Origin of the sequence: Rhodococcus sp. T9N, assembly GCF_024436645.1 — a bacterium.
In the GTDB taxonomy this organism is placed as follows: domain Bacteria; phylum Actinomycetota; class Actinomycetes; order Mycobacteriales; family Mycobacteriaceae; genus Rhodococcus_F; species Rhodococcus_F qingshengii.
Window position 1 is genome coordinate 41,551 of record NZ_JAMSKS010000021.1, and the last position, 26,833, is coordinate 68,383.

The 26,833-nt window shown below is 60.9% G+C and carries 24 protein-coding genes; 21 read left to right on the top strand and 3 right to left on the bottom strand.

Annotation, left to right across the window (positions count from 1 at the left end; all coding sequences use genetic code 11):
• Positions 1 to 16: 16 nt before the first annotated feature.
• From M1L53_RS26880 to M1L53_RS26890, 3 genes are read left to right on the top strand one after another with little or no spacing between them, the layout of a single operon-like run.
• The gene (locus M1L53_RS26880) at positions 17 to 532 is read left to right on the top strand and encodes a hypothetical protein (protein ID WP_230793521.1); all 516 of its coding nucleotides are present in this window, start codon (positions 17 to 19) and stop codon (positions 530 to 532) included.
• On the top strand, positions 529 to 1,485 hold the full coding sequence (locus M1L53_RS26885; RefSeq protein WP_261949292.1) for a hypothetical protein: 957 nt from the start codon (positions 529 to 531) through the stop codon (positions 1,483 to 1,485). Before M1L53_RS26880 ends, M1L53_RS26885 begins: the two co-directional genes overlap by 4 nt.
• Complete coding sequence (locus tag M1L53_RS26890; RefSeq protein ID WP_261949293.1) at positions 1,482 to 1,706, top strand: hypothetical protein; 225 nt, start codon at positions 1,482 to 1,484, stop codon at positions 1,704 to 1,706. The genes M1L53_RS26885 and M1L53_RS26890 overlap by 4 nt, the downstream gene beginning before the upstream one ends.
• 97 nt (positions 1,707 to 1,803) lie before the next feature.
• On the opposite strand, the gene M1L53_RS26895 is transcribed toward M1L53_RS26890, so the two are convergent.
• A complete protein-coding gene (locus tag M1L53_RS26895; protein WP_080961110.1) occupies positions 1,804 to 3,234 on the bottom strand; it encodes a cutinase family protein in 1,431 nt (476 codons plus the stop codon).
• Positions 3,235 to 3,273: 39 nt separating this feature from the next.
• Complete coding sequence (locus M1L53_RS26900) at positions 3,274 to 4,125, bottom strand: RNA polymerase sigma factor (protein WP_230793525.1); 852 nt, start codon at positions 4,123 to 4,125, stop codon at positions 3,274 to 3,276.
• A gap of 331 nt (positions 4,126 to 4,456) precedes the next feature.
• Here M1L53_RS26900 and M1L53_RS26905 point away from each other — a divergent pair, with 331 nt between their 5' ends.
• The 17 genes from M1L53_RS26905 to M1L53_RS26985 all read left to right on the top strand — a co-directional run bounded on the left by M1L53_RS26905 (position 4,457) and on the right by M1L53_RS26985 (position 23,434).
• Positions 4,457 to 4,786 (top strand): hypothetical protein, encoded by a 330-nt coding sequence (locus M1L53_RS26905; RefSeq protein WP_047269942.1) that lies wholly within the window; start codon positions 4,457 to 4,459, stop codon positions 4,784 to 4,786.
• Positions 4,783 to 5,892 (top strand): conjugal transfer protein, encoded by a 1,110-nt coding sequence (locus M1L53_RS26910; RefSeq protein ID WP_261949294.1) that lies wholly within the window; start codon positions 4,783 to 4,785, stop codon positions 5,890 to 5,892. The genes M1L53_RS26905 and M1L53_RS26910 overlap by 4 nt, the downstream gene beginning before the upstream one ends.
• 20 nt (positions 5,893 to 5,912) lie before the next feature.
• Positions 5,913 to 6,269 carry a hypothetical protein gene (locus M1L53_RS26915; RefSeq protein WP_261949295.1) on the top strand — a complete coding sequence of 119 codons (357 nt, stop codon included), beginning with the start codon at positions 5,913 to 5,915 and terminating at the stop codon, positions 6,267 to 6,269.
• 59 nt (positions 6,270 to 6,328) lie between these two features.
• A complete protein-coding gene (locus tag M1L53_RS26920; RefSeq protein WP_230793530.1) occupies positions 6,329 to 6,973 on the top strand; it encodes a hypothetical protein in 645 nt (214 codons plus the stop codon).
• Entirely contained in the window at positions 6,973 to 9,513 is a 2,541-nt protein-coding gene (locus tag M1L53_RS26925) for an ATP-binding protein (RefSeq protein WP_230793531.1), read from the top strand. The genes M1L53_RS26920 and M1L53_RS26925 overlap by 1 nt, the downstream gene beginning before the upstream one ends.
• Positions 9,510 to 11,753, top strand: a complete 2,244-nt coding sequence (locus M1L53_RS26930) for a hypothetical protein (protein WP_230793532.1) — start codon at positions 9,510 to 9,512, stop codon at positions 11,751 to 11,753. The genes M1L53_RS26925 and M1L53_RS26930 overlap by 4 nt, the downstream gene beginning before the upstream one ends.
• Before the next feature lie 6 nt (positions 11,754 to 11,759).
• Positions 11,760 to 13,403, top strand: coding sequence for a M23 family metallopeptidase (locus M1L53_RS26935; protein ID WP_230793534.1), 1,644 nt, complete (start codon positions 11,760 to 11,762; stop codon positions 13,401 to 13,403).
• A gap of 16 nt (positions 13,404 to 13,419) precedes the next feature.
• Positions 13,420 to 14,028, top strand: coding sequence for a hypothetical protein (locus tag M1L53_RS26940; RefSeq protein WP_046380365.1), 609 nt, complete (start codon positions 13,420 to 13,422; stop codon positions 14,026 to 14,028).
• A 462-nt stretch (positions 14,029 to 14,490) separates the two neighbouring features.
• Complete coding sequence (locus M1L53_RS26945; RefSeq protein ID WP_215516267.1) at positions 14,491 to 14,706, top strand: hypothetical protein; 216 nt, start codon at positions 14,491 to 14,493, stop codon at positions 14,704 to 14,706.
• Positions 14,703 to 16,928, top strand: a complete 2,226-nt coding sequence (locus M1L53_RS26950; RefSeq protein ID WP_230793535.1) for an FtsK/SpoIIIE domain-containing protein — start codon at positions 14,703 to 14,705, stop codon at positions 16,926 to 16,928. Before M1L53_RS26945 ends, M1L53_RS26950 begins: the two co-directional genes overlap by 4 nt.
• Before the next feature lie 33 nt (positions 16,929 to 16,961).
• Entirely contained in the window at positions 16,962 to 17,291 is a 330-nt protein-coding gene (locus M1L53_RS26955; RefSeq protein WP_030537893.1) for a hypothetical protein, read from the top strand.
• 590 nt (positions 17,292 to 17,881) lie between these two features.
• A complete protein-coding gene (locus tag M1L53_RS26960) occupies positions 17,882 to 18,421 on the top strand; it encodes a hypothetical protein (RefSeq protein ID WP_144245812.1) in 540 nt (179 codons plus the stop codon).
• 73 nt (positions 18,422 to 18,494) lie between these two features.
• Positions 18,495 to 19,205, top strand: coding sequence for a prepilin peptidase (locus M1L53_RS26965; RefSeq protein ID WP_230793536.1), 711 nt, complete (start codon positions 18,495 to 18,497; stop codon positions 19,203 to 19,205).
• Positions 19,206 to 19,489: 284 nt separating this feature from the next.
• Positions 19,490 to 20,710, top strand: coding sequence for a transposase (locus M1L53_RS26970; protein WP_230793537.1), 1,221 nt, complete (start codon positions 19,490 to 19,492; stop codon positions 20,708 to 20,710).
• A 144-nt stretch (positions 20,711 to 20,854) separates the two neighbouring features.
• On the top strand, positions 20,855 to 21,277 hold the full coding sequence (locus M1L53_RS26975) for a hypothetical protein (protein WP_230793538.1): 423 nt from the start codon (positions 20,855 to 20,857) through the stop codon (positions 21,275 to 21,277).
• 388 nt (positions 21,278 to 21,665) lie between these two features.
• Positions 21,666 to 22,559, top strand: a complete 894-nt coding sequence (locus tag M1L53_RS26980; RefSeq protein WP_046380369.1) for a hypothetical protein — start codon at positions 21,666 to 21,668, stop codon at positions 22,557 to 22,559.
• A 311-nt stretch (positions 22,560 to 22,870) separates the two neighbouring features.
• The gene (locus M1L53_RS26985; RefSeq protein ID WP_230793540.1) at positions 22,871 to 23,434 is read left to right on the top strand and encodes a hypothetical protein; all 564 of its coding nucleotides are present in this window, start codon (positions 22,871 to 22,873) and stop codon (positions 23,432 to 23,434) included.
• 21 nt (positions 23,435 to 23,455) lie between these two features.
• Here the strand turns inward: M1L53_RS26985 and M1L53_RS26990 are convergent, their stop codons facing one another.
• The gene (locus tag M1L53_RS26990; protein WP_230793541.1) at positions 23,456 to 24,307 is read right to left on the bottom strand and encodes a phosphoadenosine phosphosulfate reductase family protein; all 852 of its coding nucleotides are present in this window, start codon (positions 24,305 to 24,307) and stop codon (positions 23,456 to 23,458) included.
• Between the two features lie 635 nt (positions 24,308 to 24,942).
• Here M1L53_RS26990 and M1L53_RS26995 point away from each other — a divergent pair.
• On the top strand, positions 24,943 to 26,268 hold the full coding sequence (locus M1L53_RS26995) for a MinD/ParA family protein (protein ID WP_230793542.1): 1,326 nt from the start codon (positions 24,943 to 24,945) through the stop codon (positions 26,266 to 26,268).
• Positions 26,269 to 26,833 lie beyond the last annotated feature (565 nt).

The window sequence follows — 26,833 nt, forward strand, 5'->3', positions numbered from 1 at the left end:
ATAGGAAGGTCCGTACATGACCGACACCACCGCAATATGCGCGAAGATCATCCGTCGATACGCAACACTGCGCGAGGAATATCTCCACGGCAAGTCCGACGCGGATTTCAACAGCTCCTCGACAACTGATCAAGAGCGGTGGCTGATGTGTGAAATCAGTGGCCTACGCAAAGCCGCCGATCTGCTGTCCGCAGATGCATCAGAGGTACCGATGGGGCTGCCCTCGAGGTACTGGGACGCGTGGCCAGACATGGTGGAGGAGATCCGCAGTAGTCCGGTCGAGAACGAAGCCCGCTCGCAGAGCGTGACCTCAACAGCCGTTGCGCCGGGCGTGGACATGAACCAGCGGGAAATGTTCTCACAGTGCGTACCGAGCTGCGATGCGTGTGGCACTGACGCCCCGCATCGCGAGGTTCCTTCAGATGGATGGACACAGTCGCACGGTGAAAAGTACTGCCCTTCGTGCTCCTTCGTCCGACAACAGAGCTGGGGAACCAGCACCCACCACCAAGTGAACGAGGCAGAATCATGACGCGCCGCCGCAGTGAATCTGAACGTCCACCGCACCTCGGCTCGCGGCTATCCCCGGCGCCGTTGCAGTCGACGAGTAAGTCCGAAGATCCCCGTACGGTCATGTTCGAGAGAATCGACGCGCGAATTCGCGCACGTTCGCGTTCCGTTTCAGCTACCAAGAATGCGACGCTTGCTCTCGGTGCTTGGACGGAACGCGCAGTGACGCATGGCGGACTCACAGTGTCGGAAATCGCGAGGCAGCTCGGAATGGTACGCACGACGCTCACGGAGTTCAGACGCCAAGCCAATGCTGCCGGCTACACCATCACAGACGAGCAGGATGAATGGATCCTGCAGTTGCCAGCGCACGAATTCGTCGACTGCGCTCTCTCCGCGGGTCCGCTCGCGGAGATCATTACGAGCACAGACCCCAGCGACCTCGTCTACTTGTCGGGGCAGCCGCTCCACCGATTCGACCTCTCGTCCCGCGGCTCGGTGCCTCACCTCATGGTCCGATGCGGAGACAACCCAGACAACTGGTTCATGCTGAGCCGATCCGGTTTCGACGGTGCAAGCGCGGCCGACAATATCCGTGTGGTGCTCATTGCGCTCGGGGTTGAAATGCGCATCATCGACCACATCACTCGACACACAGTCACCCACCTCGTGCTCGACGACGACCAGCTCCGAACGACGAAAGCCCGGCACCTGGGATTGCCCCTCCCGGAAGAAATCGAGGGCGGACGCCGACATCTCATCACGCTGACAGGGAAGTTCGAACCCTCGTCGCCGTCGGGGTACTTCGATGTCGACGATCTCGTTCTTCCGGGTGTCGCGGGACGTCTGTTCGGACTACTCGATCGTCACCCACGGTTCAGCGGTGTACGCGCGGTGGCACGATCTTCTCTACTCGTAGCGTCGCCGGTGCGGCGGGGTTCGTCGACGACTACGGCACCGTCTACCCGCTGGTGATCGAGCAAGGTTCGCTGCAGATCTGGGTCACAGATTTCGAACCGACCGATTTCACCGAATGGTTGCCGCAAGAATTTCACAGTGTGCTCCACTCTGCGGGGCTGCTCCCCGCAGACTTGGCCGACGAGGATCCTGCCCAGGCCCTGCGGACACTTACCTCCACAGGACGCGGCCGCGCACCTGAGACTCATCTCAACGACGGGATCACGTGGCTGCCGTAGTCTCCGTTCTCCATCGCTGTGGAGTGAGCGCAGACGCATTGAGGGCCACAGAACGAATTCTGTGACCCTCAATGCTCGCAAGCACTAGTTGATGCAACTAGGCGGTGACAGCTGCCCCGCCGTTGTTGATCTGAGTGCGAAGAGTGTTCGTCAGTTCCTCCGCTCCAGTTCGTCCGGAATCGTTGATCGGAGTACTGGCGTAGGAGTTGTGATCGTCGTTGGCGATGAATGTTGCGTAGTTCAGTACCTCGTCGAGAACCTTGCCTGGGGTGAGTTCGTCAGCCATCTTGTTGAGCATGGGGAAGGCATCGAGAGGAAGTGCCTTCAGCGTCTTGCGGACCGCATTGTTGAGCTGGCCGACGAGCTTTCCGAGATCGGGTGGCAGTGCAATGTAGTTCTGCATCGCCGCGTTCGCCGAGATACGTGAGACGGTAGCGCCGATCGCTGCGTACTCGTTGATCGGCAGCTTGGATACGACCTGCCCGATGACGGTGGAGAGCTGTGTAGCGAAATTGATCACCTGAGGAGCCAGCTGCGCGAGCAGTCCTGGGACCGCGAGGAAGTCGCCTCGGGCGACCGTGTCGGTGAGCTGAGTGACAGAGGCGGTGATAGGCGCGATGTCCGCGCCGGGGACCGTTTTGGCGGCGACATCTGCGCTCAGATTGCCGACCTGTGAAGCGAGATCGAGAGCGAGTTGCGGTACCGCCAGGAAGTTGCCGGTCGCGACATTTTGGTTGAGTGCATCGAGAGTTTTGGTCAGCGGAGCGCCATTGAGTCCGAGGAGTGTCGTGACGACGCCGGCGACGGACTTCACCGGATCGCGCGCATCGATCTGCGAACCGAGAGCACCGATGAATTGTGTCCCGACAGCATCGTCGGGGGTGTTGCAGTAGAGGTCTCCGGCAGCGCAGACGCTGACGACGATGTCACTCAGGTCGCCGAACCCTGCCGGACGAACGCCGGCGAATCCGACGCCTGTGATGGGAGCGCCGATGCTCTTTCCCGCGTTCTTGGATTGTCCAGGGTCGGCGAGGAGGGCGACGCCGAACATGCGATTGCGATCGACTGGTCCCGATCCGCTGCCGATATCTGCCGCCAGGTCGCCGGCTGCATCAGCGCCTTGGGAGAATCCGGTGAGACCGAACTTGGTGTTGGTGCATTCGGCTGCCTTGTCGGCAATCATCTTCGAAGCGGTGTCGATTGCCTGTTTCTTGCTTGTGCCGTAGGTGTTCGCTTTGTCGTCGACGATGAGAGCCATGTACGGCACGTACTCGACTTGAAGTTGCGCGGTAGAGAACTCGCTCACCAAAGGATCGGTGACGTTTTTGAGCATGCCCCGCGACTGGTTTGGATCGGCATCTGCAGTTGTTTCGGTCGTGCCACCGATAGCGAGAAGAAGGTTGTCTGGGCACGCAGGCTTGGGAGCGCTTTGATTGGCTGTTGCGGCGGGTACCGCAACGACAGCTGCCAGAACTCCGATGGCAACAGCGGCCACCGTGACTCGTCGTGCGGTGATGAATGTACTCATCGGAGTGTCCTTGTCTTGAGGGCGTGAGTGGAGTGAAACTCAGCTTGCGAGGGGAAGGTCGTTCTTCGCTGATCGGTACATGGAGATTCGCTTGATTTTGGGTTCTGGGACGTTGAGGTGATCGCACACGGCGTCACGAACCCGGGCGATCGAGCGACTCAACCGCTTCCGTGCGGCGGCGTGGGTGATTCCCATTTCTTGCGCTAAAGCGGCGATATCGGCACCGTCTTCGTTCATGTACGAGCGGGTGATCAGTGTGCGATCGGAGTCCGAAATGGTGCCCTGATCTACTGCCCAATTCAGCACATCCATGACATCGATCTCGGTGGGATCGTCGTCCCGAAGAAACTCCTCCGCTGCCCGTTCGGCATCTGCAATCTGGAAGTGGGCGTCGTCGACAGCGACGTCGAGAACCGCAGTCGTGGCGGTGATTTTGTGGAGGGTGTTGAGCGCGAGTTGCCCTGCGATTCCGCGGTGAGTTCCGCGATACGTCGAGATGGTTTCCCAGAATGCGTGAAGCGTCGCAGCCGTCCGGTCTGCGTACGCGGCCCGGACGGAAACGCCGTTGGCGACTCGTGCGTACTTCTGCATCCCGCTCAGTTTCGGACGCATGAATTCAATGAGCGTGCTGCCCGCCAGTGACGACCCCGCTTGGTGTGCGTGAAGTAGGACCGACAGAACGGCGTCGGGTTCACAGAAGGTGAGTGCCTTCAGTTCCGCGAACGACTCGGCCTGCACAAGTTCGGGCCGGGTGTTGACCCACTGCGACAGTTCGATACGAGCAGAAGGCGTCGCGGACTCTCGTATCCACTGCTGATGCAGGACCGCGAGGAAGTCGGTCGAGTTGACGGGAATGGCGGCGCTGGTGTGCGCGTGGATGGACGTGTCCACGGCGATCTCCTATGCAGAAGGAATTGGTCTGCATAGGAGTAGATCAACGGGTTATTGCCGTGACCTGCATGTATGTCATTGCCATTGGGGCTTCTGTTATTGCCACGGCCACCCCGACCGACTCAAATCCACCGTGAACGCGGTCACAGTGAGTTGCGCAGGTGGTCGCCCGAGCAGGCAGTTCTTCGACTGGCAATGACACCGAAAACTGCTTCCGAAAACTTTTTGAAGAAAGTTCGCCGAGACCTGTCACAGCAATCCGAAAATCGAACCTCCTCTCTTGTAGAGGCCCTCGAAATTGCCGAGAGCCAGACGAGAGGAAGGACCTGACATGGCCGAGCCGGACCCGCAGGTGAGCACCGATCCATGGAGAGACCCGTTCACTCGTTTCAGTGGTGAATCAGACGATCTCGGTGGCCAGCTACGCGATGCAGGTCTGGTGTTCGCCGTACAGGAACAACTGCGGACCGCACTGTCGGAGCTTGCAGATCACCCCCTCAGTCCAGAGGCCGGCGCGCGGGTCCACTACCTGTTGGGCGAGCCTGCCGCTGGCGCACGTGCAGCGCTCGGTCGGATGAACACGAGCCGAAAGGCTGCAACACAACCGCCGACTCTGTCGATCGTCGCGCCGCTCATCGAGAGCGAAGGCAGCGCCTCATGAGTCGCTTCAAGGGGATGAAACGGAAGCCCCGCACGGACAAGGTCGCCGTCGAAGACAGCGAATCGCAGAGCGAACAAGCGACGTGGGCGCGCACCCAGGATCGGAAGACGCAACTGGTCCGGTTCGGACTTTTCGGAGCCATCGGAGCTGGAGTGCTGGCACTCGTTCTCGTGTTGTCCGGGTTCACCGTGTCCTCGCCAACGGTGGCGAAACCGAAGTCCACGACATCCGTGAACACCGCTTCACAGGCACAGGCGGAAGACCTCGCGCAACAGTTCGTTGTGACGTGGCTTCAAGCGAAACGTGGTGCCGAAAAGTCGCTCACACCATACGTTCGCTCGGAAGGAATCAAGCTCCCTGCGGAAGCGCTCTTCGTTGCCAGCGATGCGCGAATTGCAAGTGTCGAACTGCAACAAGCACCCGCGAAGTCTGCCGCAGCATCCGGAACTGGTGCGCCAACTACCGACAAGTCCGAGGTCTACTCTGTCATCGTCTCGGCCTCCGTGCGACAGGTGTCCGAACCCTCCGAAGCCGCGCAGAGACGCTTCTATTCAGTACCCGTTGTCGTCAACGACGGCCGGGCCCGTGCGGCATCAATCCCGTCACCCGTTCCGGCGCCTGCAACCGGGCCCGACGTGAATCTTGGCTACAAGTACCGCATTGTCGCCGGGCATCCGTCGAACGCCGCAGTCCAACAGTTCCTCGCAGCTTTGACCGCAGGAACGGGAGAAATTTCGCGATACATCGCGCCAGGGACCTCCCTTCGGGCGATCAGCCCAGCCCCGTACAAGAGCGTCAAGGTCGTCGATCTCGTTTCCGATCGCGACTTCTCCGGTGAGGCAGCTGACAAAGCGCCGGCCGACGGAATCAAGATCCGAGTGCTCGCCACTGCCGAACTTTCGGTGACAGCTACCGAGTCGGTAACCGGCCAGTATCCACTCACTCTCACCTCACGAGGCGGCCGATGGGAGGTTTCCGCCATGGACCCCAGCCCGCTGCTTCCTGCCCCCGAACAGAACGCAGCAGCCAGCGGTGCGCCCTCTACTTCCGTTTCGACGACGCCCGCGAGCGCAACTGCTCCCACTTCAGCCACCCCCGTCAACTGACATCCACGAAAGGCATCCCGATGAGTACAGCAGCACTTCTCCTCGACCCGAACACTCACCTCTTGGCGGAAGGAATCCTCGAATGGACCAACACCAAAGCCACCGAAACGCAAGACACGATCCGAATCCTCACCGCCACCGGCGCCTGCGGGGGCGTCGCCTTCACCGCAGTCAAGAGCCGCTTCTCCATGGCTCCCATCCTGCTGTCCGGACTCGTTGCGGGACTCCTCGTGTGGATCGTCTGGAACGTCACCGAAGTCAAGGACAAGGTGGGCTCCGAACTCGATTCCATGGGTCACTCGATCGTCGTCGATGCACCCGAGCCGCGTGCTGACCTTCTCGGAATTCCGAACCTGCCAGTCCCGCACGACATCTAACTCACCTCAGCCCTGAACGCAGCCAAACAGCGAGTCACCACGAAGGAGGTGCGAACGCCGTGAGCGAATCGGACCCGCTGTCAACGTCCCGAGAGGTCGTCAAGAACTACACCCGCGCACGAAAGTTCCCGCAGCTGCTCGGCATGACGCCGGATGGAAAGAAGCTCCCCGGCGGTCCGTACAGCTACACACAGTTCGTCGGCGCCGGACTGGTAGCACTCGTGCTCTGGAAGACACCAGGAATCTGGGCGACAGGCTCACTGATTCGCAACGTATTCGTCTTCCTCGCACTCGTCGGGGTCACTGCGTGGGGACTCGGCAAGCTCCCCATCGGCGGCAGGAATCCACTCTCCATGGTCGCCGGCGTGAGCAAAGCGCTCGGCTCGCCGGCACAAGCACCGAAAGTTTCCGGACCTTCACCGCGCAGGCCCCGAGTACACGCACTCGCAGGCATGGTGACCCTCGTGCCGGTGCCCTCGCTCGCGGCGCACCCCCTCGTCGAACACATCACCGAAGCTCGCCCGGTCCGCATGGAGCCCGAACCCGCGTCCATACCTGTTCAAGACCACACCCCCGAGCGCCGCCGAGTTTCACCACCGTCGATTCCTCGGCCTCCACTGGCCACCCAACCCGCTGCATCCACCAGCGTCCAGCGTCTTGTCGCCATGGCCGCCGCATCGCACAACACTCGAGAGAAGGCCTGATGCTTCAACCAATCACCGCTGTCGGAGGAAACCTTCGGTGGACGCGCTCAGGCACTGTCTGGGCAGACTTCATCCTGACCGGAATCGAATACGGCTACAGGCCCGCTGAGGACAAGAGCACTGCGCGGTCTATGCACAAGATGCTGCTGCGTGCTCTCGACGGAGAAGCGCTTCTGCTCGGAATCTGCGCCAGCCTCAATCCCGAGGCGGTAGTGGCGCGGATGGAAGAAGGAATCGATCTCGACGCACACCCACAGTGGGCTGCAGAGTGCGACGCCACCATTGAAACACTGGAAATGTTTCAACCTGGCAAGCGCATTTACTGGCTGTCCATTCCCCTCGCCAACAAGGGATGGAAGAACCAGGCGGCCGCGGCCTGGTCCGCTGCACGCACAACCTTGACTGACTATCTCGGACTCCCGCGAACATCACTGGACCCGGAAGAAGTCGCCAGGCGGACAACGCAGGCAAACATGATCGCCGCCGACATTCCTGCCTACTTCCGTCCCACACCGGCGACGCCCGCACAGATGATCTGGTTGCATCAACACAGCCTGCAGCGTGGGCTCGGCTTGGATTCGGACGTTCCACTTTCCTATTCCTCGATCGGTACGAAGCCGATGGCCGCATTTACTGCCGCACGGTTCGACGAAGGCGCCCAGACCGATCGCCCCAGTACTGGTTGGAAATCGAAGGCGCCGACATTGACGAAGGCCCTCAAAATCGATCAGCCGTGGACTCTCGAGGAGCGGCCCGCGAACTACCAATGCCTATTGGCGTTGGCCGACACACCCTCCGGCAACACAGTCTTCCCCGGCTCCGAGTTTCTCGCCCTGGCCGATGCCATTGCCGGCGTCGACGTCGATTGGGGCATCAGACTTCACATACGCAGCTCGGCAGAGGTGTCGAAGAAGAACAAGCGTGCCCTGATCAACCTGAACGAGCAGTTCAGCCAGCGCGAGGGCGAAGTGTCCCATGGGCACGGGGTTCTCCACGCCGCTGCGGAGGACCTCGCCGAGTACGCGGCAAAAATGGATGCGGACAACATGGAAGTCGAAGTCCAGTCGACGACTATCTTCGCGATCGGGGCGCACACCGAAGAGGTCGCTCTCCGGGATGCGCGTCAACTCGCGAAGCTGTTCGAGCTATCCAGTTACAAGCTGGTCAGCCCTCTCGGATTCCAAGAGGAACTGTGGGGCGCACTCAACCCGGGAGTATCGACACCCTCCATCGTCAAAGAATTCGCTCAGATCACCACCTCCACCGATTTCTCCGCCTACGTGCCCTGCGTTCACAACGACTTGGGTGATTCGTCGGGTCCACTGCTCGCGTTGAACATCAGCTCGGCTCGGATCGGCGTGGTTCATCACGATGTCGCCAAGAAGTCGGCGGCAGACATTTCGGGGTCCTTCGCAGCGGTCGGTGCGCTGGGATCGGGTAAGTCGGTTCTTCTCAAAGGGATCGGTGGAGCCTTCCACGATCGCGGAGGAAAGATCGTCGTTATCGATCACACCGAGGTGGGGGAGTACGCCCGATGGGCCGCCACCATCGCCGAGGCTGTCATCGCGGATCTGTCTCATCCTAAGTGGAGCCTGGACCCACTGCGAATCTTCGGGCCCGACAAGGGCGCAGAGGTTGCGACATCCGTTCTGCTGCCGCTCCTGCAGCTTCAGCCCGACGAGCCGCTGGGCGTCCTTCTCGGTACTGTCCTCGAGCCTGCCTACCGTGGTGAGCACGGATTGCTCGACGGCGGCCTCGGGGACATCCTCGATCACCTCCGCAGCGACGATTGCACCCTGGTTCAGCGCATCGAGTTGGCCGACAAACTCGGCGTCTATGCCCGCAAGTCCTATGCAGCGGCCTTGTTCGAGAAGGGACTGCCGGCGCTCGACATCACAGCGCAGGCAATCGTGTTCCGTACCCACACGGTCAAACTTCCCAGCCAGCAGGAAATCGTTCAGGAGCACCTGTTCCGCCAGCTCGGGTTGGAGAAGCGCGTGGGCCGCGCCATGTATGCGCTCATCGGTCTGATCGCCCGCGGGATCTGCTTTGCGAATCCGACTGAGCCTGCGATGTTCCTCGCCGACGAGTGCCACCGCATGACGCGGGCCGAGGAAGGCGTCGACATTGTCATCGACTTCCTCCGGGAGGGCCGCAAGGAGCAGGCGTACATCGGGCTCGGATCGCAGGACCCGGATGAGGGTTTGGGCAACGAGACCTTGCGAGGCTTGATCCCCACGCGGTTCGCGATGCGCCAGACGGATGCCACGCTCGCTCGTCGCTCGCTGGCATTCGTCGGTCTGGATCCCAGAGACCCCGACATGTTCAAAGAACTCACCGAACAGACGTCCCCCGTTTCAGGCAAAGACCCGGACACCGGTGCGGAATACGTCGAGCCTCATCGCCGCGGGGAGGGCTACATGCGCGACGCCTACGGCAACATCGGCCGAATCAAGGTGCTCATGCCGTCGGAGCCGAACCGTGCACACGCAACCCAGACGACGCCGGACAAGGCGCCCAAGGAGCTGATCGACGCATGAGTGCCACAGCAACGTCGCCTGCCGACACGTCCCGCACCGTCTTCTCTGTTCGCGCCGGCGTCAAGGCGGCCTTGCTGTGGGTTCTCTGGTCATGGGTTCCCCAACCTGTGTGCTCAGCGCTCGACCGCCGTACCAAGAGGATGCGAGTGTGGTTGTGGGCAACGAGAATTCGACGAGCAGTAGTCAGAACTGTCGTCGGCTGGCACTTGATCGGCACGGTCGCGGTCATTGCCGCCTTGCCTGCCCATGCCGAAGACGGATCCCGATCACCGGAGAACCGCTACTTCAACTTCATGCCGGTCAAAGACTCACACGGAATTTCCGTATGGCGGTACTACCTCTCGATCGACGAAGGTTCGGCCCGCCACCCCACCTACATGGCGTACTCCATCATCATCCAGATCCAGTTCGAGATCTATCGAGCGATATCTGGCGCGGCAATATGGTTCATCACCTGGAGCATGTCCTTCGACTGGCTTCCGAAAATCGTTGCACCCGTGCGAACCCTCGGAGACGCGGTCACATCGATCACCGGACAGTTCAACCTCACCACCACCTTCCTGACCGTGACAGCCGGCGTTGTAGCGATCTGGATTATCCGCGGACGCTGGTCCACTGGCATCTACGAACTCATGATCTCCTGCGCCATCGCGGCGCTGGCAGTGGGCGTCCTCTCGAACCCGATCGAGCGGATCGCCGGCCAAGACGGGCTGATCATGCAGGGCCGCGACGCTGGACTGCAGATCGCGTCAGGCCTCGCCAACGACGGTGACATGAATTCGAGCCCCGACGAAATGATCAACGACATCGGAGCAGGCCTGGCGGACAGCTTCATTCGCCAACCCACCCAACTACTGAACTTCGGAACAGTAATCGACACCGATCCCTCGGCCGGCGCCGATTGCATCGAGGCATGGGACTCGGCGCACGAAGACAAGAAGGGCAACGACAAAGACACCCTCAAGGACAACATCGCCGATTGCGACGGATCCGGTGCGAAAGACATGAAGGACTACGCCGACAACCCTGGACCCTCCCAGGTCATTGGCGGACTGATACTCGTACCCGGCAGCTCGATCATCATGCTTTTCGCCTTCCTGTTCGCCGGGGCCATGTTGATGGCAGCGGCGGCAGCACTCGGGTCAGCAGTCAAAGCGATTCCCGCCCTCGTGATCGGGATTTTGCCGGGCGCCGGCCGTGGCTCCCTGCTGAAAACCGCCTCCACGGTCATCATGTCCGTGGTGATCATGGTGTTCGCCGTGGTCTTCGTAGCGGCGTATCTGCTGGTCGTGCGTTCGTTCTTCAATACGGAGAGCGGCGGTTTGATGGAGAAATTCGTCTTCGTCGACATCGTCCTGCTCGTCGGCCTCGTCATGTTCCGCAGAGGGGTCAAGCGTCTACGCAAACTCTCCGACACTCTCGCGCAGAAGATGGCCACCCGGCCTGGCGCAGCACCGACCGCGATCAGTAAGTCGACTCCGGTCGCTAGCCCGATGCAGAACGCCGCAGCCGCAGCTCAAGTCGGACGCCAGGTCTACCAGGGTGGAAAAACGCTCGCCAAGCACGGCGCCACGGCAGCCCGGCATGGCGCGACTGCTGCGAAAGCCACAGGCGCTGCAGCTCAAACCGCCGGTGCCGCCACGGGTACAGCCGCGACGGGTGGAGTGGCCGCGGCCTACTTCGTGGGTAAGGCAGCAGTCGCAGGGGTGAAAGCAGTCAAGAACAAGCGAGCAGCAGGCAAGGACGTCGACCAGCCTGCGAAATCCGAGACGAAGGGGAAGGACACAACTGCGACGGCCGCCGCGATCGCGGCAGGGCAGAAGGGCAAGGACGCCGCGAAATCGGCCGTGTCCACAGCAACCGCCGCGGCGGCATCGAAAGTCACGGGTGTCCCAGTCTCCACTGGTGCGCCGCGGCCGCGCCGCGATCAGGTAGCCAAGCCTGGAATCAAGAAGCCGGTCAGCAATGCACCCGTCTCGGCTGCCACTCGGCCCGCTCACGGAGACAGAGGTGGAGCAACGCCGAAGACCACCAATGTCGGACGGGAAACTTTCCGCGAGTACCGCACCAGCAATGGTTCGCCGATCTTGTTGCCGGAACCGAAGAAGACTTCCGCCCGCCGTACGTCGGAGAAGCCGGCGTCGTCCAGTCAGTCCTCGGCACTGCCTCGGGTTTCGCCGTCGACAGCTCGCCCGCAACCGTCCGAGTTGGTACGGCCTTCCAGACACTCCGCCGGGTAGGCGTCGATGACCTACAAGCACTGGATCGCGATCGCTCTCGTTCCAGTAATGGGCGCTGTCCTGATCGTTGCCATCCCGATCATGATGCTGCTCCGCAGCGGATCGGACGCCTCGACAAGTTGCGGCGGCCCGGCAGTCATGCCACCTGCCGGCGCCGAAGTGGCGCCGACCGACCCCTCCGTTCTGGCCGGAAAACAAACCGAGATCGTCCGCACGATCATTGCCGTCGGCGAACAGATGGGCTTCTCCGATCAGGGCATCATCGTCGCGCTCTCCACCGCATCCCAAGAATCCGGATTCAAGAACTACGCGAACGACGGAACCGGCATCTTGGCAGCGGATCAAATGGATGTCGGTAAGTCCCTGAACTACCCGCACGACGCGGTCGGCAACGATCACGGCAGCGTGAATCCGTTTCAACAGCAGTATCCGTGGTGGGGAACGATGGACGAGCTGATGAACCCGCAGATCGCCGCGATCAAGTTTTACGAAGCACTCAAAAAGGTGCCCGGATGGGAAGCGTTGCCGGTCACCGTTGCCGCGCAGAAGGTGCAGGTTTCGCTGTACCCCGACGCCTACGCCGACGACGAGATCATTGCTCGCCGCTTGTATGCGGAGAACAAGGGCGCAAGCAAAGATGCGCCCGCGCTGCCCCCGCAATATGACAAGCCCGTCTCGGGCGGACCGCAGGACGTGGGCGACAGCCCGATCAACGTAGGCGACAGTTTCGAACTCGACGTTGCCGACGTCCTGTGTGGTGGCGGCGCGGCAATGGACTGTGCACCGACCAACAATCCTGCCGAAAAGGGACTCACACCCGACGCCCTCCGAGTGATGCGGTGCATCACCGAAACCTTCGGAGAGCGGCCCTGGGCGAATGTCGGCGATCGCCCATCGGGCGTCGATCGGGATCATCAAGAAGGCCGCGCCGTCGACGCGATGATGACCGAAGGCGACGACGACTACCGCACCCCCGCCGGCCGAGCCAAGGGCGATGCGATCGCGGATTTCGTCGTCAAGAACGCTGATGCATTGGGCGTCAAGTACGTCATCTGGTACGAGAAAATCTGGACGCGAAGCCAGGATGCGGTAGGACAACCCGGAAGTTGGGGACCCTACGACTACCCCCTCGGTGGAAACAGCACCGACACCGTTGCCCACCGTGACCATGTCCACGTCAGTGTCTACGGCAATGCCGCGATCGCAGCTCCCGGCGCCGGCGCGGTCGGTGACGGAAACGCGCGACTACCCGTCGACCCAGGCAAATACACGATCACCTCCGGCTACGGCTACCGCTCCAACCCCACCGGAACAGACGGGCAGATGCATGCCGGTCTCGACTTCGGAGCAGCCTCCGGGACCCCGATTTTCGCCGTGACAGGAGGCACCGTGACCCAAGCGAGCAACGTCGGCGATGGCTACGGGAACTGTGTTGTCATCACCACCGGCAACACTGAGACCCGATACGCCCACCAAGTCGACGGCGCGATCAAAGTCAAGGTCGGAGATCAGGTGAGCGCGGGAACGGAAATCGGTGGAGTCGGGACAACCGGAGACTCCACCGGCGACCACTTGCACTTCGAAGTTCGGGTGGACGGCAAAAGCACAGATCCGATGCCGTATCTGCAGAACATGGGCCTGACCCCCTGAAAGAGAGAAGCACGCGATGTCATTGCCACCGCAGGACAACCCCGATGACCAGGAGTTCTCGGAGGAAAACGAGTCCACCGAGCAGAAGCAACCACCACGCTCACGGGCGATCATTGCCGGACTGCGCCGACATAAGCTCGCAGTCGTTGCCATAGCTCTGATCAGCGGATTCCTGCTCTACACGCTGGTTCTCGATCGACCGGACAATTCCTCACCGCCCTCGGAGTCGCCCCCCACGACATACGTGGCAGTGGCTCCGCCGACCGAAACGGAAGCAGACCATGGCGACGGCACGGACGCCGACCACAACACCCCGATGGGAGTTGCCGGCCAGTACAGGGTGGTCGCCCGCGGCTTCGCACAAGACTTCACCACGCCCGGCGCCGACTGGCTCGAACGTGTGAGCAGGTGGGTGACCCCACATCTGGCGGAGGCCTACACGAGCACAGATATTCGCCGGGTGCAGCAGGCGCAGCTGGTCGACCTCGCCGAATACTCCACCGGAGCTTCTGTTTCAGACTTCATCGCCACCTACGACACCGGCCTCGAGCTGGCTATCCGAGTGGAGTACAGCTCCACAGGTTGGCAGGTCAGCACTTGCCAACCGATGAAGACTGCGTACTGATCACTCTCTGAACTTTCGCCAGAAGGCCGAGACCACATCCGATGAATGTGGTCTCGGCCTTTTTGTCATGTGTCCACACGGCTTGCCGTTGACCGTCGATTGGAAGGTGTCTGTAAGGGCGCTCCACACAGATCTGACTGCAAGAGTTCCTGCGCTGACGCAGCTGTGGCAATAACGCAATATGGCCCCGGGCTGGGGGGATGCGCTCCATCCTTAGACTCGCAAGCTCGTCACGTCGGAGCGTACCTCCCCTGTCAAGGGGGTGTCCACCGAAAACCTTTCAACCAGGAGATTCACCTCGATCACCGATCGGTAGGTCACCGGTGACCCACGCACCGTCCACCATCGGCCGACCACGCTGGCAAAAAAAGTTTGTGCCGACCTGTCACAGGCCGTGCTCACCCGAACCTCCTCTCTTACGAGAGCCAAAAATTCCGGCTCGCTGAGACGGAGGTACGAACGGTGAAGACCACAGCGGATCCGACAAGCACAGCCAATGCGAAGCAGAAACCGATGATCACCTCGGTCCTCGAGTTCGGTGTCACCGGTAGTTCGGCGCGGATTGTTGCAAGTCGCTCGTTCCCGAGCGGAGAAGCGCAGAAGGATGGGCCGGCGGCGACTCTCGTCCAACTCGGATCTTGCGTGCACTGCCTTCCTCTGCGGGAGGTGACTGCATGACCGCCTCGATGGAAAAGGGCGTTTCGCGCGCGATGGAACTGGCCTCCGCACGCCAGATCGCCGCACAGTCTCCGCCACTTGAAGCGCGCCCGCACCCCTGGCTGCGCAACGCCACCATCACTGCCGCCGGAGGAACAGTCTTCGCCAGTCTCGCCCCGATCGTCGATCAAAGTGTCTGGACAGTGCCGATCGCCGCAGTCAGCGGTGCAACCGCAATCGGTGTGGGGGCTCTGGGCTATCGCACGAAACTGCGTGACGTCGAGGTCGACCGTGCGATCGAACAGCTCAGCCCTCAACTAGGACTTGCCACGCCAAGTCGGGAAACCATCAAAGCCAGCCGGTGGGACATGCGAGGGTGGCCTGGACGTCCCGGCCGCCTCGTGATCCGATACGCGTCGGCAAAATTGGCGCTCGACGAGCACTTCATCGCGCGTATCAACGAGGTGCTTTCCAGTCAGGCGTGGGGCGAGTACCGATTGCAGAAGCACGACGCGCGCCGCCGCCGGATCATCTTCGTTCCGACTCGCGCCAGCGACGAAAAAACTGTTGAGGAAGTCGCCAGCATCGCTCGTGCGAAGCGCACCGTTCTGACGTTGCTCGGGCCGACCTGCAAGATCACGAAAACGGAGTTCGATCCTGAAACGGGCGAGTTGCGTGCGTTGGAAGCCAGCCACGAAGTCGGAACGAAAATTGCTCCGTCTGGGTATCGCAACCGAATCGAGCGGACGGTCTCAGGATTGTTGCCAGGGCGCTGGCGGGCCAAGTGGGAACTGGAAAAGGACACTGTTCGATTCGAGGTCCGTCCGAATTTCAAGAAGAACGTGTGGCATCCCGCTCCCGTTCTTTCCGACGACAACCCCTTGATCAACTACGACAGCGTCAAGATCCCGTACGGCATCGACGAAGACGGTCACGTCATGTACTGGCGTCCAGCGGTTGACCCACACATGATGTTGGTCGGTTCCTCCGGAACGGGAAAGACAGTGACCGCTCACACGGTTCTCACCGAGGTCACGGCGAACGGCTGGATCGTGTGGGTCGTAGACGGCAAGGGAGTCGAATTCCTCGGTTTCCAGGACTGGCCGAACGTGCAGATCGTTGCGGCACAGATCGCTCATCAAGTCGCTGTCATCCATCGTGCATGGCAAGTCATGGAAGAGCGATACGCAGCGATCATCGCCGGAGAAGCTCAAGAAACCGACTTCGAACCTTTGGTGCTGTTCATCGACGAGTTCGCGGATTTCCGCGGCAACCTTCTCAACTGGTACTCGATGATCAAAGGCAAGGGCGATCCCACCAAGCCTCGTACATTGCAGGAGGTCGGATCAATCGCCCGTAAAGGTCGAACCTCCCGGGTGCATATGGTTCTCGGCACCCAGCGCCCGGACGCCGAATATTTCGGTGGCGACATGCGCGACAACTTCCGGATGCGCGTCTCCATGGGCAGACTCTCCCCACAAGGTGCGCAGATGATGTGGGAGTCGATGAGTATCGGCACTTCAATTCCGCGGGGATGCCGCGGCCGCGCCACCACGGTCAACGACGCGAATGACGCAGTGGAGATCCAGACGTATCGCACACCGGATCCGCGCAAGGTGGGCCCGGGCGATGAAGGTTACGAGCTTTTCGAGGTACTTCGCCCCGCAGTGGCTCGCCATCCGCGCCTGCTGATTCTCGACCCCGAACCAGACGAGGTCGACATCGACAAAGGCGACTCGGAAGAAGTCGAACTGAGATTCCACAACTACGCGATGGCGCCGTGGGGACGTGCAGAGGACCATCCCTACAGCGATCCAGTCGCGATGCGCGCCAAAGGAAGATCGCGCGATAGCGCCCGAGGCGCCACCCCGCTCGAAATTCTCGGAATCTACTCCAAGCGGCTACCCCGCACCAAAGATCTCCTTGACGCTGCCGAGTCTGCCCACGCCCGGCCCGCACTCACTGTCGTTCCGGAGTTGCTTGCCGATGACGTTGTCGAGGATGACTGGGAAGGCTTCAGCGAACCCGCCGCGAGCTCTCCAGGGGACATCCAGGTAGGCGACTTGATCTGTGTTGACGAGGACACCGACCACTGGGCCGTGGTCGACAGTGACCCGGGCCCGGACGAATTCGACGACGACCACTACGCCATCACCTGGCGCGGTGACGGCGACTCCGAAGGCGTTCTGTCGGTCCCAGGGGACGGCGAGGTCTCGCGGCGTCGAGCTCTCGAATTCGCCTGAACCACAACCAGTTCAATAGACAAGGACAAATCCATGACGAACTCGAATTCTCGAAACACCTTGTCGGACTCGGATATTTTCCTGTTGCTGTGTCTGACACCATTCGCCGTCCCGCTGGTCATCGCGCTCGTGCCCGGGTGGTGGGGAAGTTCGCTGACCTGGCTAGTCGAGCGGAAAATCCTTGTCGCCGCGTCGGAGTCGCCACTCTTGACGTTTCCAGGCCAGATCGGTGGTCTCGACTTACCTCGCCTCGTTATCTGTGGGGCGGTCTTGATCGCTGCATCGGTGTGCGGATTCAGCGCACTTCGGGCGCTCCATGAGCGACGGATCGATCGCCGGCTCGCGTCTGGGGATCGGTTGTGATCGGTCGCATCGCATCGGTCAACCTGGACGACGAGGTCGACGCTGCGGTATCGTCCGAATCGCTAGCTGGGACACGGACTGACCATCCGTGCACACACAACCGAAAAGAGAATCCAATGTCCTTGGATAACGCTGTTTCGCGCATGCCTTCTGCACCGTGCACACTGACTTCGCCGACCGACGAAGACGACGGGCTGTTTCCGCTGCCGGCTTCCACCGCTAGAGTGGAGAGCAGGCCGGCTTACCGGTCCGCGGAGCCGGAGTCTGTGAGAACGGGTTGGTCCCCTGACTCCAGATCCCGGTTGGACGACGTTTCACGTCGCTCCTCCTCCGGCGGCGGGACGTTTAGGACAACCTCCCGCCGCCTGAGGTCCACCACGGTTTTCAATTCCGACGGATCGCGCCGGCATCTGGAAGTTCTTGAAGAAGCCGGACTGACTCGACGCATGATCGCGCGCTCGGCGAAGGTCAGCCTCAAGGCGCTTTCTACGATCAGTTCGCAAACACAAAAGTCGATCGATGCATCCGTCGCGCAACGAGTGCTTGCCGTGACGTTTCACCCTTCTGACGATCGGAAGAGGACTCCGGGTGTGGGTGCGCAACGACGCATCCGTGCGCTGGTCGCGATGGGGTTCCCGTTCAGTGATCTGGCACAGCGCCTGGGTGTTTCGCAGGCAGTACTGGAATCCTTGCCCGAGAAGGGCTTGATTCGTGTTGCGTTGTGGGAGTCGATCGATCGTCTATACGACGAGCTTTCGATGACATCGGAAGCTCCGAATCCCGCAGTTCGAGATTGGGCGCGCGATGTTCAGGGCTGGGCGCCTCCGTTGGCGTGGGATGACGATGAGATCGACGACTATCGAGCCCGCCCGCACCGTCCCCGAGGTCTCAAATCGCTCGATCCTGTTGCCGTCGAACGTCGCCTGAATGGGGAGCGCTCCATCAATCTCACCCTCGCAGATCAGGAGGCGATTGTGAAGGTGGCGTTGTCGCAAAAGTGGCCCGTCGCGCGACTGGCCGACGTCCTCAGCTGCGACGAGCGAGCAGCCAACACGCGACTGGTCCGTTATCGTGCTCGAATGAGAACGAAGAGTGCCGCTCATGGGGAGAGTGTTTCGGATGTTGCGTAGCGCCGCGCGACCACAGTTGTCCACCAGGCGAGTTCTCGTCTCTCTTCTCGTTGTCCTCTTTGCATCGGGAGTCGTGACACTTCTTGATAGCACTGCTGCGGCACTCCACGCCCAAAATCGTGTGGTTTCTGGCGCACTTGCCGTGGGAATTACTCTGATCTGCGCCGTGATGGCGTCGCACGGTTTGCGAACCGCTGTCACTGTGTGGTGCAGAGATGCGGATATCCCCTTCGAAGTCACCAGCGCAGCTACCCACATTGCCTCTATCTTCACGGCCGTTTTCTGGCTTCTGGCAACAGAATTCGCGAACATGGGAGCAGCGTTGCCTGCCGTCCTGGCACTGTCGACTATTGCTGTGTGGTGTGCGGTCGTTGATCAAGCAACGATGCGAATTCCGACTTCCGCCGCCTACACCGCAGCGACACTGACGCTTTTGCTGATTGTCGTTGCAGGGCTGCTTGATTCAGATGCGTCAGCGATCCTTCGTGTGGTCTCGGGCGGTTTCGCGACAGCGCTGATGTACCTGCTTGCCGCGTGGGCCACAAGGGGAGGGGTGGGATTGGGTGACGTCAGGTTAAGCCTGAGTCTAGGATTTGTGCTCGGATATCAGGGTTGGCCGAGCGTAGTTGCCGGGCTGATTTGGCCGGTAATCGTCTTGTTCCCAGTGGCGATCGGCACGATCATTCATAGGCGCATAACTCGATCAACCGAGACAGCACGAGAAATTGCCGCCGGCCCGGGTCTTGTCGCAGGTTGTGCGCTAGCCCTCGCCCTGAACGGTTGAAAGGAACCGGAACTCGCCTGGTAACGGCAAGATCCATACTCACATCATCCTCTGAACCGCCAGTGTTCAGAGGATCACTTTCTGCTCTCTTCGCAGGTTAACGGCTATATCTCACAAATGACGTGTCCAAAGTGTATTGGGTCGTCGTTATGGTCCGAACCAACAAACTGATCGGGGAGGGCACTGTCAAAATCTCACGTACACCCACTGCGTGGGCGGGTGGCAGCGAGCGCTTTGTTGTCGGTGTGCGAAGGTGTGTCGGTGGCGTGTGTGAATATGCCGGTATGAGCATCGTTCAGCGCGTCTACCCGATTGAGGGTGCGCAGCTCGATGCGTTGGTGATGCATTGCGATCACGCTCGTTTCGTCTACAACCTCGGGTTGGAGCAGCGCTCGTGGTGGACGCAGTCTCGGCGCCGTTTCCGACAGAAGATCACGGCCGCGTCGCAGATGCGGGATCTCACCGAGGCCCGGCGTGAATTCGACTGGCTGCGAGCGGGTTCTACTGTGGTGCAGCAGGGAGCGTTGCGGGATCTCGATCGAGCGTTCACCAACTTTTTCGCCCGTCGCGCTGGGTTCCCGACGTTCAAGAAGCGTTCGAATGCCCGGCAGGGGTTCGTGGTTCGTGATCTGTCGGTGCGGCGAGTCAATCGCGGGTGGGGTGAGATTCTGGTGCCAAAGGCCGGGTGGGTGCGGTTCCGTATCTCCCGGACCTGGGTGGACATCTGCGCGGCCACGTCGGCGCGGGTGGGGTGTGTGAACGGGCGGTGGACGGTGAGCCTGACGACTCCGCCCGCACCTCGCAGGGACGCGTGCACCACGGCGCTGGTGGGTATTGATCGTGGTGTGGCGAATTCGGTCGCCACAAGTGATGGTCGCATGTTCCATGCCCCCGGGTTCACTGCCGGGGAGCAGGTCCGGTTCGTGGCACTGCAACGGCGCCTGGCCCGGCAGCTGAAGGGGTCAGCGAACCGGGACCGCACGAAAGCGAAGTTGGGTAGGTTGCGGTTACGGTTGGCGGACCGGCGCGGTGACTGGATCGAACAAACCACCACCGAAATCGCCGCCGTGTATTGCGCTGCGGCGGTGGAGAATCTGCCGATCGCGAACATGACCCGCCGCGCGCAACCGAAACCGGACCCCGACCGTCCGGGAAGCTTCCTCTCGAACGGTGGGCGCGCGAAGTCCAGCTTGAACCGGGCGATCCTGGCCTCGTGTTGGGGGAAATTCGCCCAACGCCTCGACCACAAGATGCCTGTGTATGCGGTCTCTGCCGCGTACACTTCGCAGCAATGCTCGAACTGCGGACACACATGCCCGGAAAATCGTGACAGCCAAGCGGTTTTCCGGTGCCAGGGTTGCGGTTTCGCGCATCATGCGGACACCAATGCCGCGATCAACATCCGTGATCGCGCTTTCGCCATCGATTCGCCAACCCGAGGGCATTCGGGGGATCGGGTGCATCAGTCACGCCTGCGTGCCGCACCAACCACCTCGGTAGCGTGAGCTATCAGGAGATCTCAGTCCGTGAGGGCGGGGAGGATGTCAAAGTCGCCCGCGACTACGCGCTGAGGGGCACCACCGGTGACCTTCACAGCGCTTCACTCGCACGCGGTCTGGATCCGGAGATAACCCAAGGAGAAATGACAGATGAGCCCCACACCGACCAACAAGAAGGCAGTGGATACAGCACGCAAGAGCGCTGAGGCACTGGCACACAAAGCTCTTCAAGCACGTGTATCGCTTGTCGGAGCAATTGGTGAGGCGCAAGCCTCTGCGCAGGAAATACTCGATCAGCGCGAGGTTCTCCTTGCCAAGCACGCCCAGGAACTCGAATCGCTTGACGCAGAGCACGCGCGTGCGGAAGACACGATCAAAACCGCATACGACACAGCCATTTCCGGTGGCTGGACAGCGCGTGAACTCACAGATATGGGCTACTCGGCGCCGAAGAAGAAGAAGAAGGCTCGTCGACAGAAGCGGGCCGTCGCCGAAACAACGTCCCAGGCTGCACCGCCCGCATCACCGAATCACACCGGTGAACAGACCAGCAGCACCGGTACCAACGACTAAATCGCCTGCCAGCTTTGCAGAACAGAGGAGTTCACGATGGACCACAACTCGCCGCTCGATATCGATTCGGTCGTACGTGTCCTCCCGAGCTGCACCAGCTGCGAACTGGAGAAACAAGCCGGCGTCGACGTGACTCATACCCGTCCGGCGCAGTGGGCTCTTACTTTGAGAGACTGCTGCGCCGGGTGGACCCCGACTCCGCATTTGGTGTGCCACATACATTTCGTGGAACTCGTCACCCAGCACCTTCCCGCCCAATGCGCGATGTGCGGGCGAACCAGCAGGAACATCTCCGACGTCCTCGACACTGCGATGACCTTGGGGACTCAAGTTCCCACTCCGCATCGCAAAACGGCGTGAGTTGACTCGTTCGAGGAAGTGGACCCCTATGTCTCGCAGTTACACCAGGTCGAGCCCTGACGGAGTATCCGGTGTCGTCGATGTCGACGGCGGAAACTCGAATATAGCGACGAAGAAGCAAGCTCTCGTCATCCCGGAACAACGATATGCGGAGCGAGAGAAGGAAAGAGCTTCCGCACGGAACCTCGACTCGGCCACCGAAGGGATGAGCCTGACCCGAGCTTCGAAGGACCTCAACCGCGCATTTCCTCGGCCGGGAACTGCCCCGATCACAGATGCGAGATTGCGCCGCAACTTGCCCGGTGAGATCGAGCTCCGCAAAAACTTGAGTTCGAGACAACGCAAAGCGCGATCGGTGGCCAAACGTGCTGTCCTTGACACAATGCCCGGGACACAACATCGGGCGTTGAACGGTTTGGTGTCGGACCCGAAGACATGGGCTGAGACGAATGCCGCTCTGTCGAGAGTCAACGGTGATGCTGTTCTGCTTGACGATAAACAGCGAAAAGAGGTCCAACGGATCGACCGTGCGATCCAATCAGCGGAGTCGAAAACAGGTCGAGGCCATCTGGTCTACACCGAAGTCACGATGCCGCATCCGATAGCGGGGCAGCATGATTGGCCATCGAATCTGCAACCAGGCGCGGTGATTTCCTTCGACCGCTTCACGGCCGGCACTCACACACTTCACGAACTGGATGCACACCGCGGGCCCAACGACGTTGCCTTCGAGATCGAAACCAGTCGCGGAATGTACCTGGGGCAATCCGATAGCGGAAACAACACCGCGCACGTGCTGCCCCGAGGAATGCATGTCGAAGTCGTCGCCATACACAACGCCCCTTACGAACGGCCTGGTCAGCCGCCTGGCGAAAGAATCGTCGTGCAACTGCGCGAGATCACGACAACCGAAGCGACTTGAGAAATAGAGGTTCAGCATGGCTTACACAGACGCACAAGGCCGCCCCGAAATCTTCATGCACCCCGAGATCCTGGCAGGGAAGTCGACATTCAGCCTCGTAGAACCGGCTTCAGGCGATTCGACGGTCGAGCATCCCGAAAACAACAACACTGCCGGCGCAAAGAAAAATCGGAGGCCACCCAAAGGGTGATGCCTCCGACTCTCACTGTGCAATCTCAGTGCACTGACTCTAACCGAGGTAGGGCAGAGGATGCAACTGAAAAGTGCACTTGTACAACACTAATCAACAGCACGAGACAATGGAGAACACTGTGAAACGACGTTCGGCCAGACGCTGCATCATCGCGATTGCAGCAATGACCGCGGCCACAGTTGCAGGGTGTACCGATTCGGGATCTGAAAACGAGTCGTTGACGACAAGCGCCACCAGTGAATCGTCTGCCTCGTCGACGTCCGGCACAGCACCCACTCAGGCGGGCGTCACGGACGTCAGAGGACAGGCGGGCATCACCACCGGAACTGCTGATCCCTTTCCAACGTCGCAGCTCCAGCCAGGTACTGCCCCGCCGGTTCAGCCCGGAATTTCGCCGGCGTCCGCCGCAACTACTGGCGACCTGTGTGGGACAGTCGTCCCCCACGCCACAGGCGCCGTCCAACCAGTGATCGTCCTAACCGGATCTGTCGAGTGCGCAACGGCCCTTGCAATCAGTGAGCGATACCTCAATGACACTTCGGTGGTCATCGAAGGTCAAGGGCGGTTCGCCACAGTGGAAGGATGGCGCTGCAACTGGCCGTACGTCGACGGCCGCTCCCATGCCGAGTCCTACCTCCAATGCACCGACTCCGCCCAAAACTCGTTCAAGATCGGCGACTAACACCCGCTTCACACTTAGGTGTCAGATGTACTCGCGGATACGGGGAAGTACATCGGCGATTTCCTCGAACAATGTCGGCCATCCGCGTCGTAGCCACGTGACCCGGCCTTGTTCGAGGAAGTGCCCGTCGATGAGATGGCTGACCCGCAAGTTTTCGTCGGAGACGCCGAGACCACGTAGTTTGTCGTAGATCGGGTTGGCCGGCAGCTTGTGTCGAGCCACGTAGCCCCAGACATCGTCGCGGCTCCAATCCCAGGCCGGCCCAATCACGCGAGTTCCGTCGGCGCGCGAGATCAAGCCACCGTGTGCCCGGCGTTGCTCCGCCTTAGTGGCACAACACGTTCGGCAGTTTCGTTCGATTTCGAGCGCGAGATTGCTGTGATAGAGCGACCATCGACCTGTGCCTTTGACAGATTCGTCGGCGCGTACACCCCATATCTCGCCTGGCCCGTGGTCGGCGTGCGCGCGACGAGCTGGCTCCGCAATCAATGATTCGTGCAGTGAAACGGACTTTGGGTAGTCCGCCGCACGTTCGTGCTGCCAACCCCCGTCTCGGGAGAGCATTTCCAGTAATGGGGGCTCTGCCGCATATACCTGAAAGTTCAACTTCCATTCCTGTGCCACTAGCTGCACGAATTCGTACGTCTCAGGAAACTCCGCTCCGGAGTCGAAGAAGACGACGGGAACATTCGGCTCCACGGAAAGGGCGAGGTGAAGCACGACAAGCGAATCCTTACCGCCGGAGAACGCGACGTAGCCGTCATTATCTTCGAGGTGTGCAGCGATTTTCGCTCGTATTGACTCCAGATCGTGCCGGATAGGGCGGAATGCATTGAGCGTGGCCATGTTCAAGCCATCCGGAGTTGCACTCATCCTGTTCCCTTCATGAGGGTTTCAACCCTATCGGCAGTCTCTCCGCTTCGTGCGAAGCGCGTATCTGTGTGTGAATCCCGGAGACGGGAGCAGATATTGACTGCTCGTCGTGTATCCAGTCGGTGATACGTTCGCCAAAATCGCCCAAAACGAATTTCCAACGAAAGTGGGGGACCATGTCCAGCGACCAGAATAATCCCGAATTGCCACCATGGCTCGATGCCAGCGCCGATGACGGTGAGAACCCTCTGGACAGCGGCGGCCATCAAGTTCACACCGAAGACCGCGTCGCACGTCACGCACCACATCCGCATGAGGGATCATCGCCAGTCGACGCCGCACCCCCAGCGCAGCCATTCGCCCCGTCAGCTCCCACGCACGCAACCGAAGCCGGAGCGCCTGCGGCAAACGGAGGCTGGCAGCCGATCGCCCCGCAGGAGGCGCGTCAGAGCAAGCCGCAACCGACTACGCCCGATCCGTTCGATCACATCCGGAGTGTTCACGCGGAGTCAGAGACAGCGCAAAGGAGCCCGTCGTCCACCCGCCACGTTGACTCCACCCTGAATCAGGAAGCGCCTGTTGCGCACCCACAGCCGGTGCCGCCTGGTCCATCGCGGGTCGCAAATGTCCGGGTCGTGTCGCCCTCGAACCTGCCGCCGGCGAGCTCGCAGCCTGTACCCCCGACCACTTCGTCGAGTGCGCCCAACGCCGCAGTCGAATCAGCTCCGTCATGGGATCCGCCGACGACAGCGTTTCCTGCTCAAGGCGCCGGCGTCGACACTCGAGGATCTCGCGGCACTGGTGGATACAACGCCTCGGCCCCGCAGACTGAAGAACCGCGTTCTCACACCGCGCAGTATCAGCAGCCGTTGAGCGCGGGTCAGACCCACCCTCATTCCACCGCTCAGCCGGCCGCGCCAGTGGTAGGCCAATACGGTCAACAGCACTACAACGGCGCACCGCCGCAGGGACCTGCCATTCAACCGCGTCAGGTCAACCCCGGAATCGCCTCTGATTTCCGATCCTCAACCCCTCCGAGGCGCACTATCGACGACCTCGACATCATCCGTCGTGCGAAGCGCCCGCCGGCGAAAGGTTTCCGCCGCTTTCTGTTCAAATTGACGGGGGGCAAGGTCAACCCGGGTCAGTCGCAGGCAGAGCTCGAGTACCTCGAATTGGTCAAACGGATCAACCAGCCTTCGCGAGGCGTGTACAAAATCGCCTTCGTTTCTCTCAAAGGTGGGGTGGGAAAAACAACTGCAGCGAAAACAGTGGGGTCGACGTTCGCCTCGCTGCGAGGTGACCGTGTGATCGCGATCGATGCCAACCCGGACGCCGGAACCCTTGCCGATCGCGAGCATCGCGAGCACCGATACACCGTTCGAGACCTGCTGGCAGATCACCACATCCGCACTTACAGCGATGTGAGGCACTACACCTCTCAGGGGGACAGTCGTCTGGAAATCCTCGCCAACGAAACTGACCCGGCCACCTCCGAAGCCTTCAACGAGCAGGACTATCTCGACGCGCTCAAAACGTTGGAAGTGCACTACAACATCATCATCACCGATTGTGGAACCGGCATGATGCATTCAGCGATGAAGGGCATCCTCGACGAGGCGGATGCAGTCGTCGTGGTCAGCCCCACCGCCCAAGACGGCGCACGATCGGCTGTCTCCACCTTGGCATGGCTCAACGAGCAAGGACATCAACGCCTGGTGGAAAAGGCAGTGGTGGTGGTCAATTCGACACGGCCGGGATCCTCCTCAGTCGACCTGAGTCAGCTCGAAGACGTCTTCCGCCAACAAGGCGTACGAGCGGTCCGCATCATCCCGTTCGACGAACACCTCGGGGAAGGCGGCCCGATCGACCTGTCGCTGCTGAGCAAGAAGACCGAACGTGCGTACCTCGAACTCGCGGCGGATCTCGCCGACGATTTCGTGAACAAGGGATCCGCATAACGAAACCGACGCTGGCGGCCTCGACAGCTGCTGATCATCCACTGTCGTAATGTGCGCGGTGTTCGTAATGTCATGTGCCGCAGATAGCTTGCTGTGCATGACCGACTCGAACGCTGTGAGTATCGAAGACGTGTGCACCGCCGCACACAGGGCAGTTGATCCCCCACCTGTCGAAGGTCGCCGCTGCGGTGGCCCCTGCGCCCGGTGCGGGCGTGAGAGCCCCGGCAACATCTCTGTCAGATCCGTCGTTTCACGCACATTCACTGCCTTCGACGGGTGGTCCTCGCCCGCCGCGCAAGGGATGTGCCAAGTCTGCGCGTGGGTCTACCGCACCTCAGCACTGCGTCTGAACATCCAGTTGGTGGGAGCGTGCCCACCAACACTGAAAACTTTGACTTCGAGACAACTCGGAGCGCGCCTGCAGAAACCGTTAACCTCCGCGCACGCGCTCGTTGTGCCAGTGGGTATGCGTCGCAAACACCTTCTCCCTCATGCGCGGTGGGGCGAAATTAGTGTCGACGACATCTCGTTGTCTTGGACCAAACACGATGTACACACTCTCGCT

What these genes read in the sequence shown, in the direction of transcription:
- M1L53_RS26935 (WP_230793534.1), top strand. Translation starts at nt 11,760, where the DNA reads ATGACCTACAAGCACTGGATCGCGATCGCTCTCGTTCCAGTAATGGGC.
- M1L53_RS26980 (WP_046380369.1), top strand. Translation starts at nt 21,666, where the DNA reads ATGTCTCGCAGTTACACCAGGTCGAGCCCTGACGGAGTATCCGGTGTC.
- M1L53_RS26895 (WP_080961110.1), bottom strand. Translation starts at nt 3,234, where the DNA reads ATGAGTACATTCATCACCGCACGACGAGTCACGGTGGCCGCTGTTGCC.
- M1L53_RS26905 (WP_047269942.1), top strand. Translation starts at nt 4,457, where the DNA reads ATGGCCGAGCCGGACCCGCAGGTGAGCACCGATCCATGGAGAGACCCG.
- M1L53_RS26880 (WP_230793521.1), top strand. Translation starts at nt 17, where the DNA reads ATGACCGACACCACCGCAATATGCGCGAAGATCATCCGTCGATACGCA.
- M1L53_RS26990 (WP_230793541.1), bottom strand. Translation starts at nt 24,307, where the DNA reads ATGAGTGCAACTCCGGATGGCTTGAACATGGCCACGCTCAATGCATTC.
- M1L53_RS26885 (WP_261949292.1), top strand. Translation starts at nt 529, where the DNA reads ATGACGCGCCGCCGCAGTGAATCTGAACGTCCACCGCACCTCGGCTCG.
- M1L53_RS26925 (WP_230793531.1), top strand. Translation starts at nt 6,973, where the DNA reads ATGCTTCAACCAATCACCGCTGTCGGAGGAAACCTTCGGTGGACGCGC.
- M1L53_RS26940 (WP_046380365.1), top strand. Translation starts at nt 13,420, where the DNA reads ATGTCATTGCCACCGCAGGACAACCCCGATGACCAGGAGTTCTCGGAG.
- M1L53_RS26975 (WP_230793538.1), top strand. Translation starts at nt 20,855, where the DNA reads ATGAGCCCCACACCGACCAACAAGAAGGCAGTGGATACAGCACGCAAG.
- M1L53_RS26915 (WP_261949295.1), top strand. Translation starts at nt 5,913, where the DNA reads ATGAGTACAGCAGCACTTCTCCTCGACCCGAACACTCACCTCTTGGCG.
- M1L53_RS26910 (WP_261949294.1), top strand. Translation starts at nt 4,783, where the DNA reads ATGAGTCGCTTCAAGGGGATGAAACGGAAGCCCCGCACGGACAAGGTC.
- M1L53_RS26930 (WP_230793532.1), top strand. Translation starts at nt 9,510, where the DNA reads ATGAGTGCCACAGCAACGTCGCCTGCCGACACGTCCCGCACCGTCTTC.
- M1L53_RS26970 (WP_230793537.1), top strand. Translation starts at nt 19,490, where the DNA reads ATGAGCATCGTTCAGCGCGTCTACCCGATTGAGGGTGCGCAGCTCGAT.
- M1L53_RS26950 (WP_230793535.1), top strand. Translation starts at nt 14,703, where the DNA reads ATGACCGCCTCGATGGAAAAGGGCGTTTCGCGCGCGATGGAACTGGCC.
- M1L53_RS26955 (WP_030537893.1), top strand. Translation starts at nt 16,962, where the DNA reads ATGACGAACTCGAATTCTCGAAACACCTTGTCGGACTCGGATATTTTC.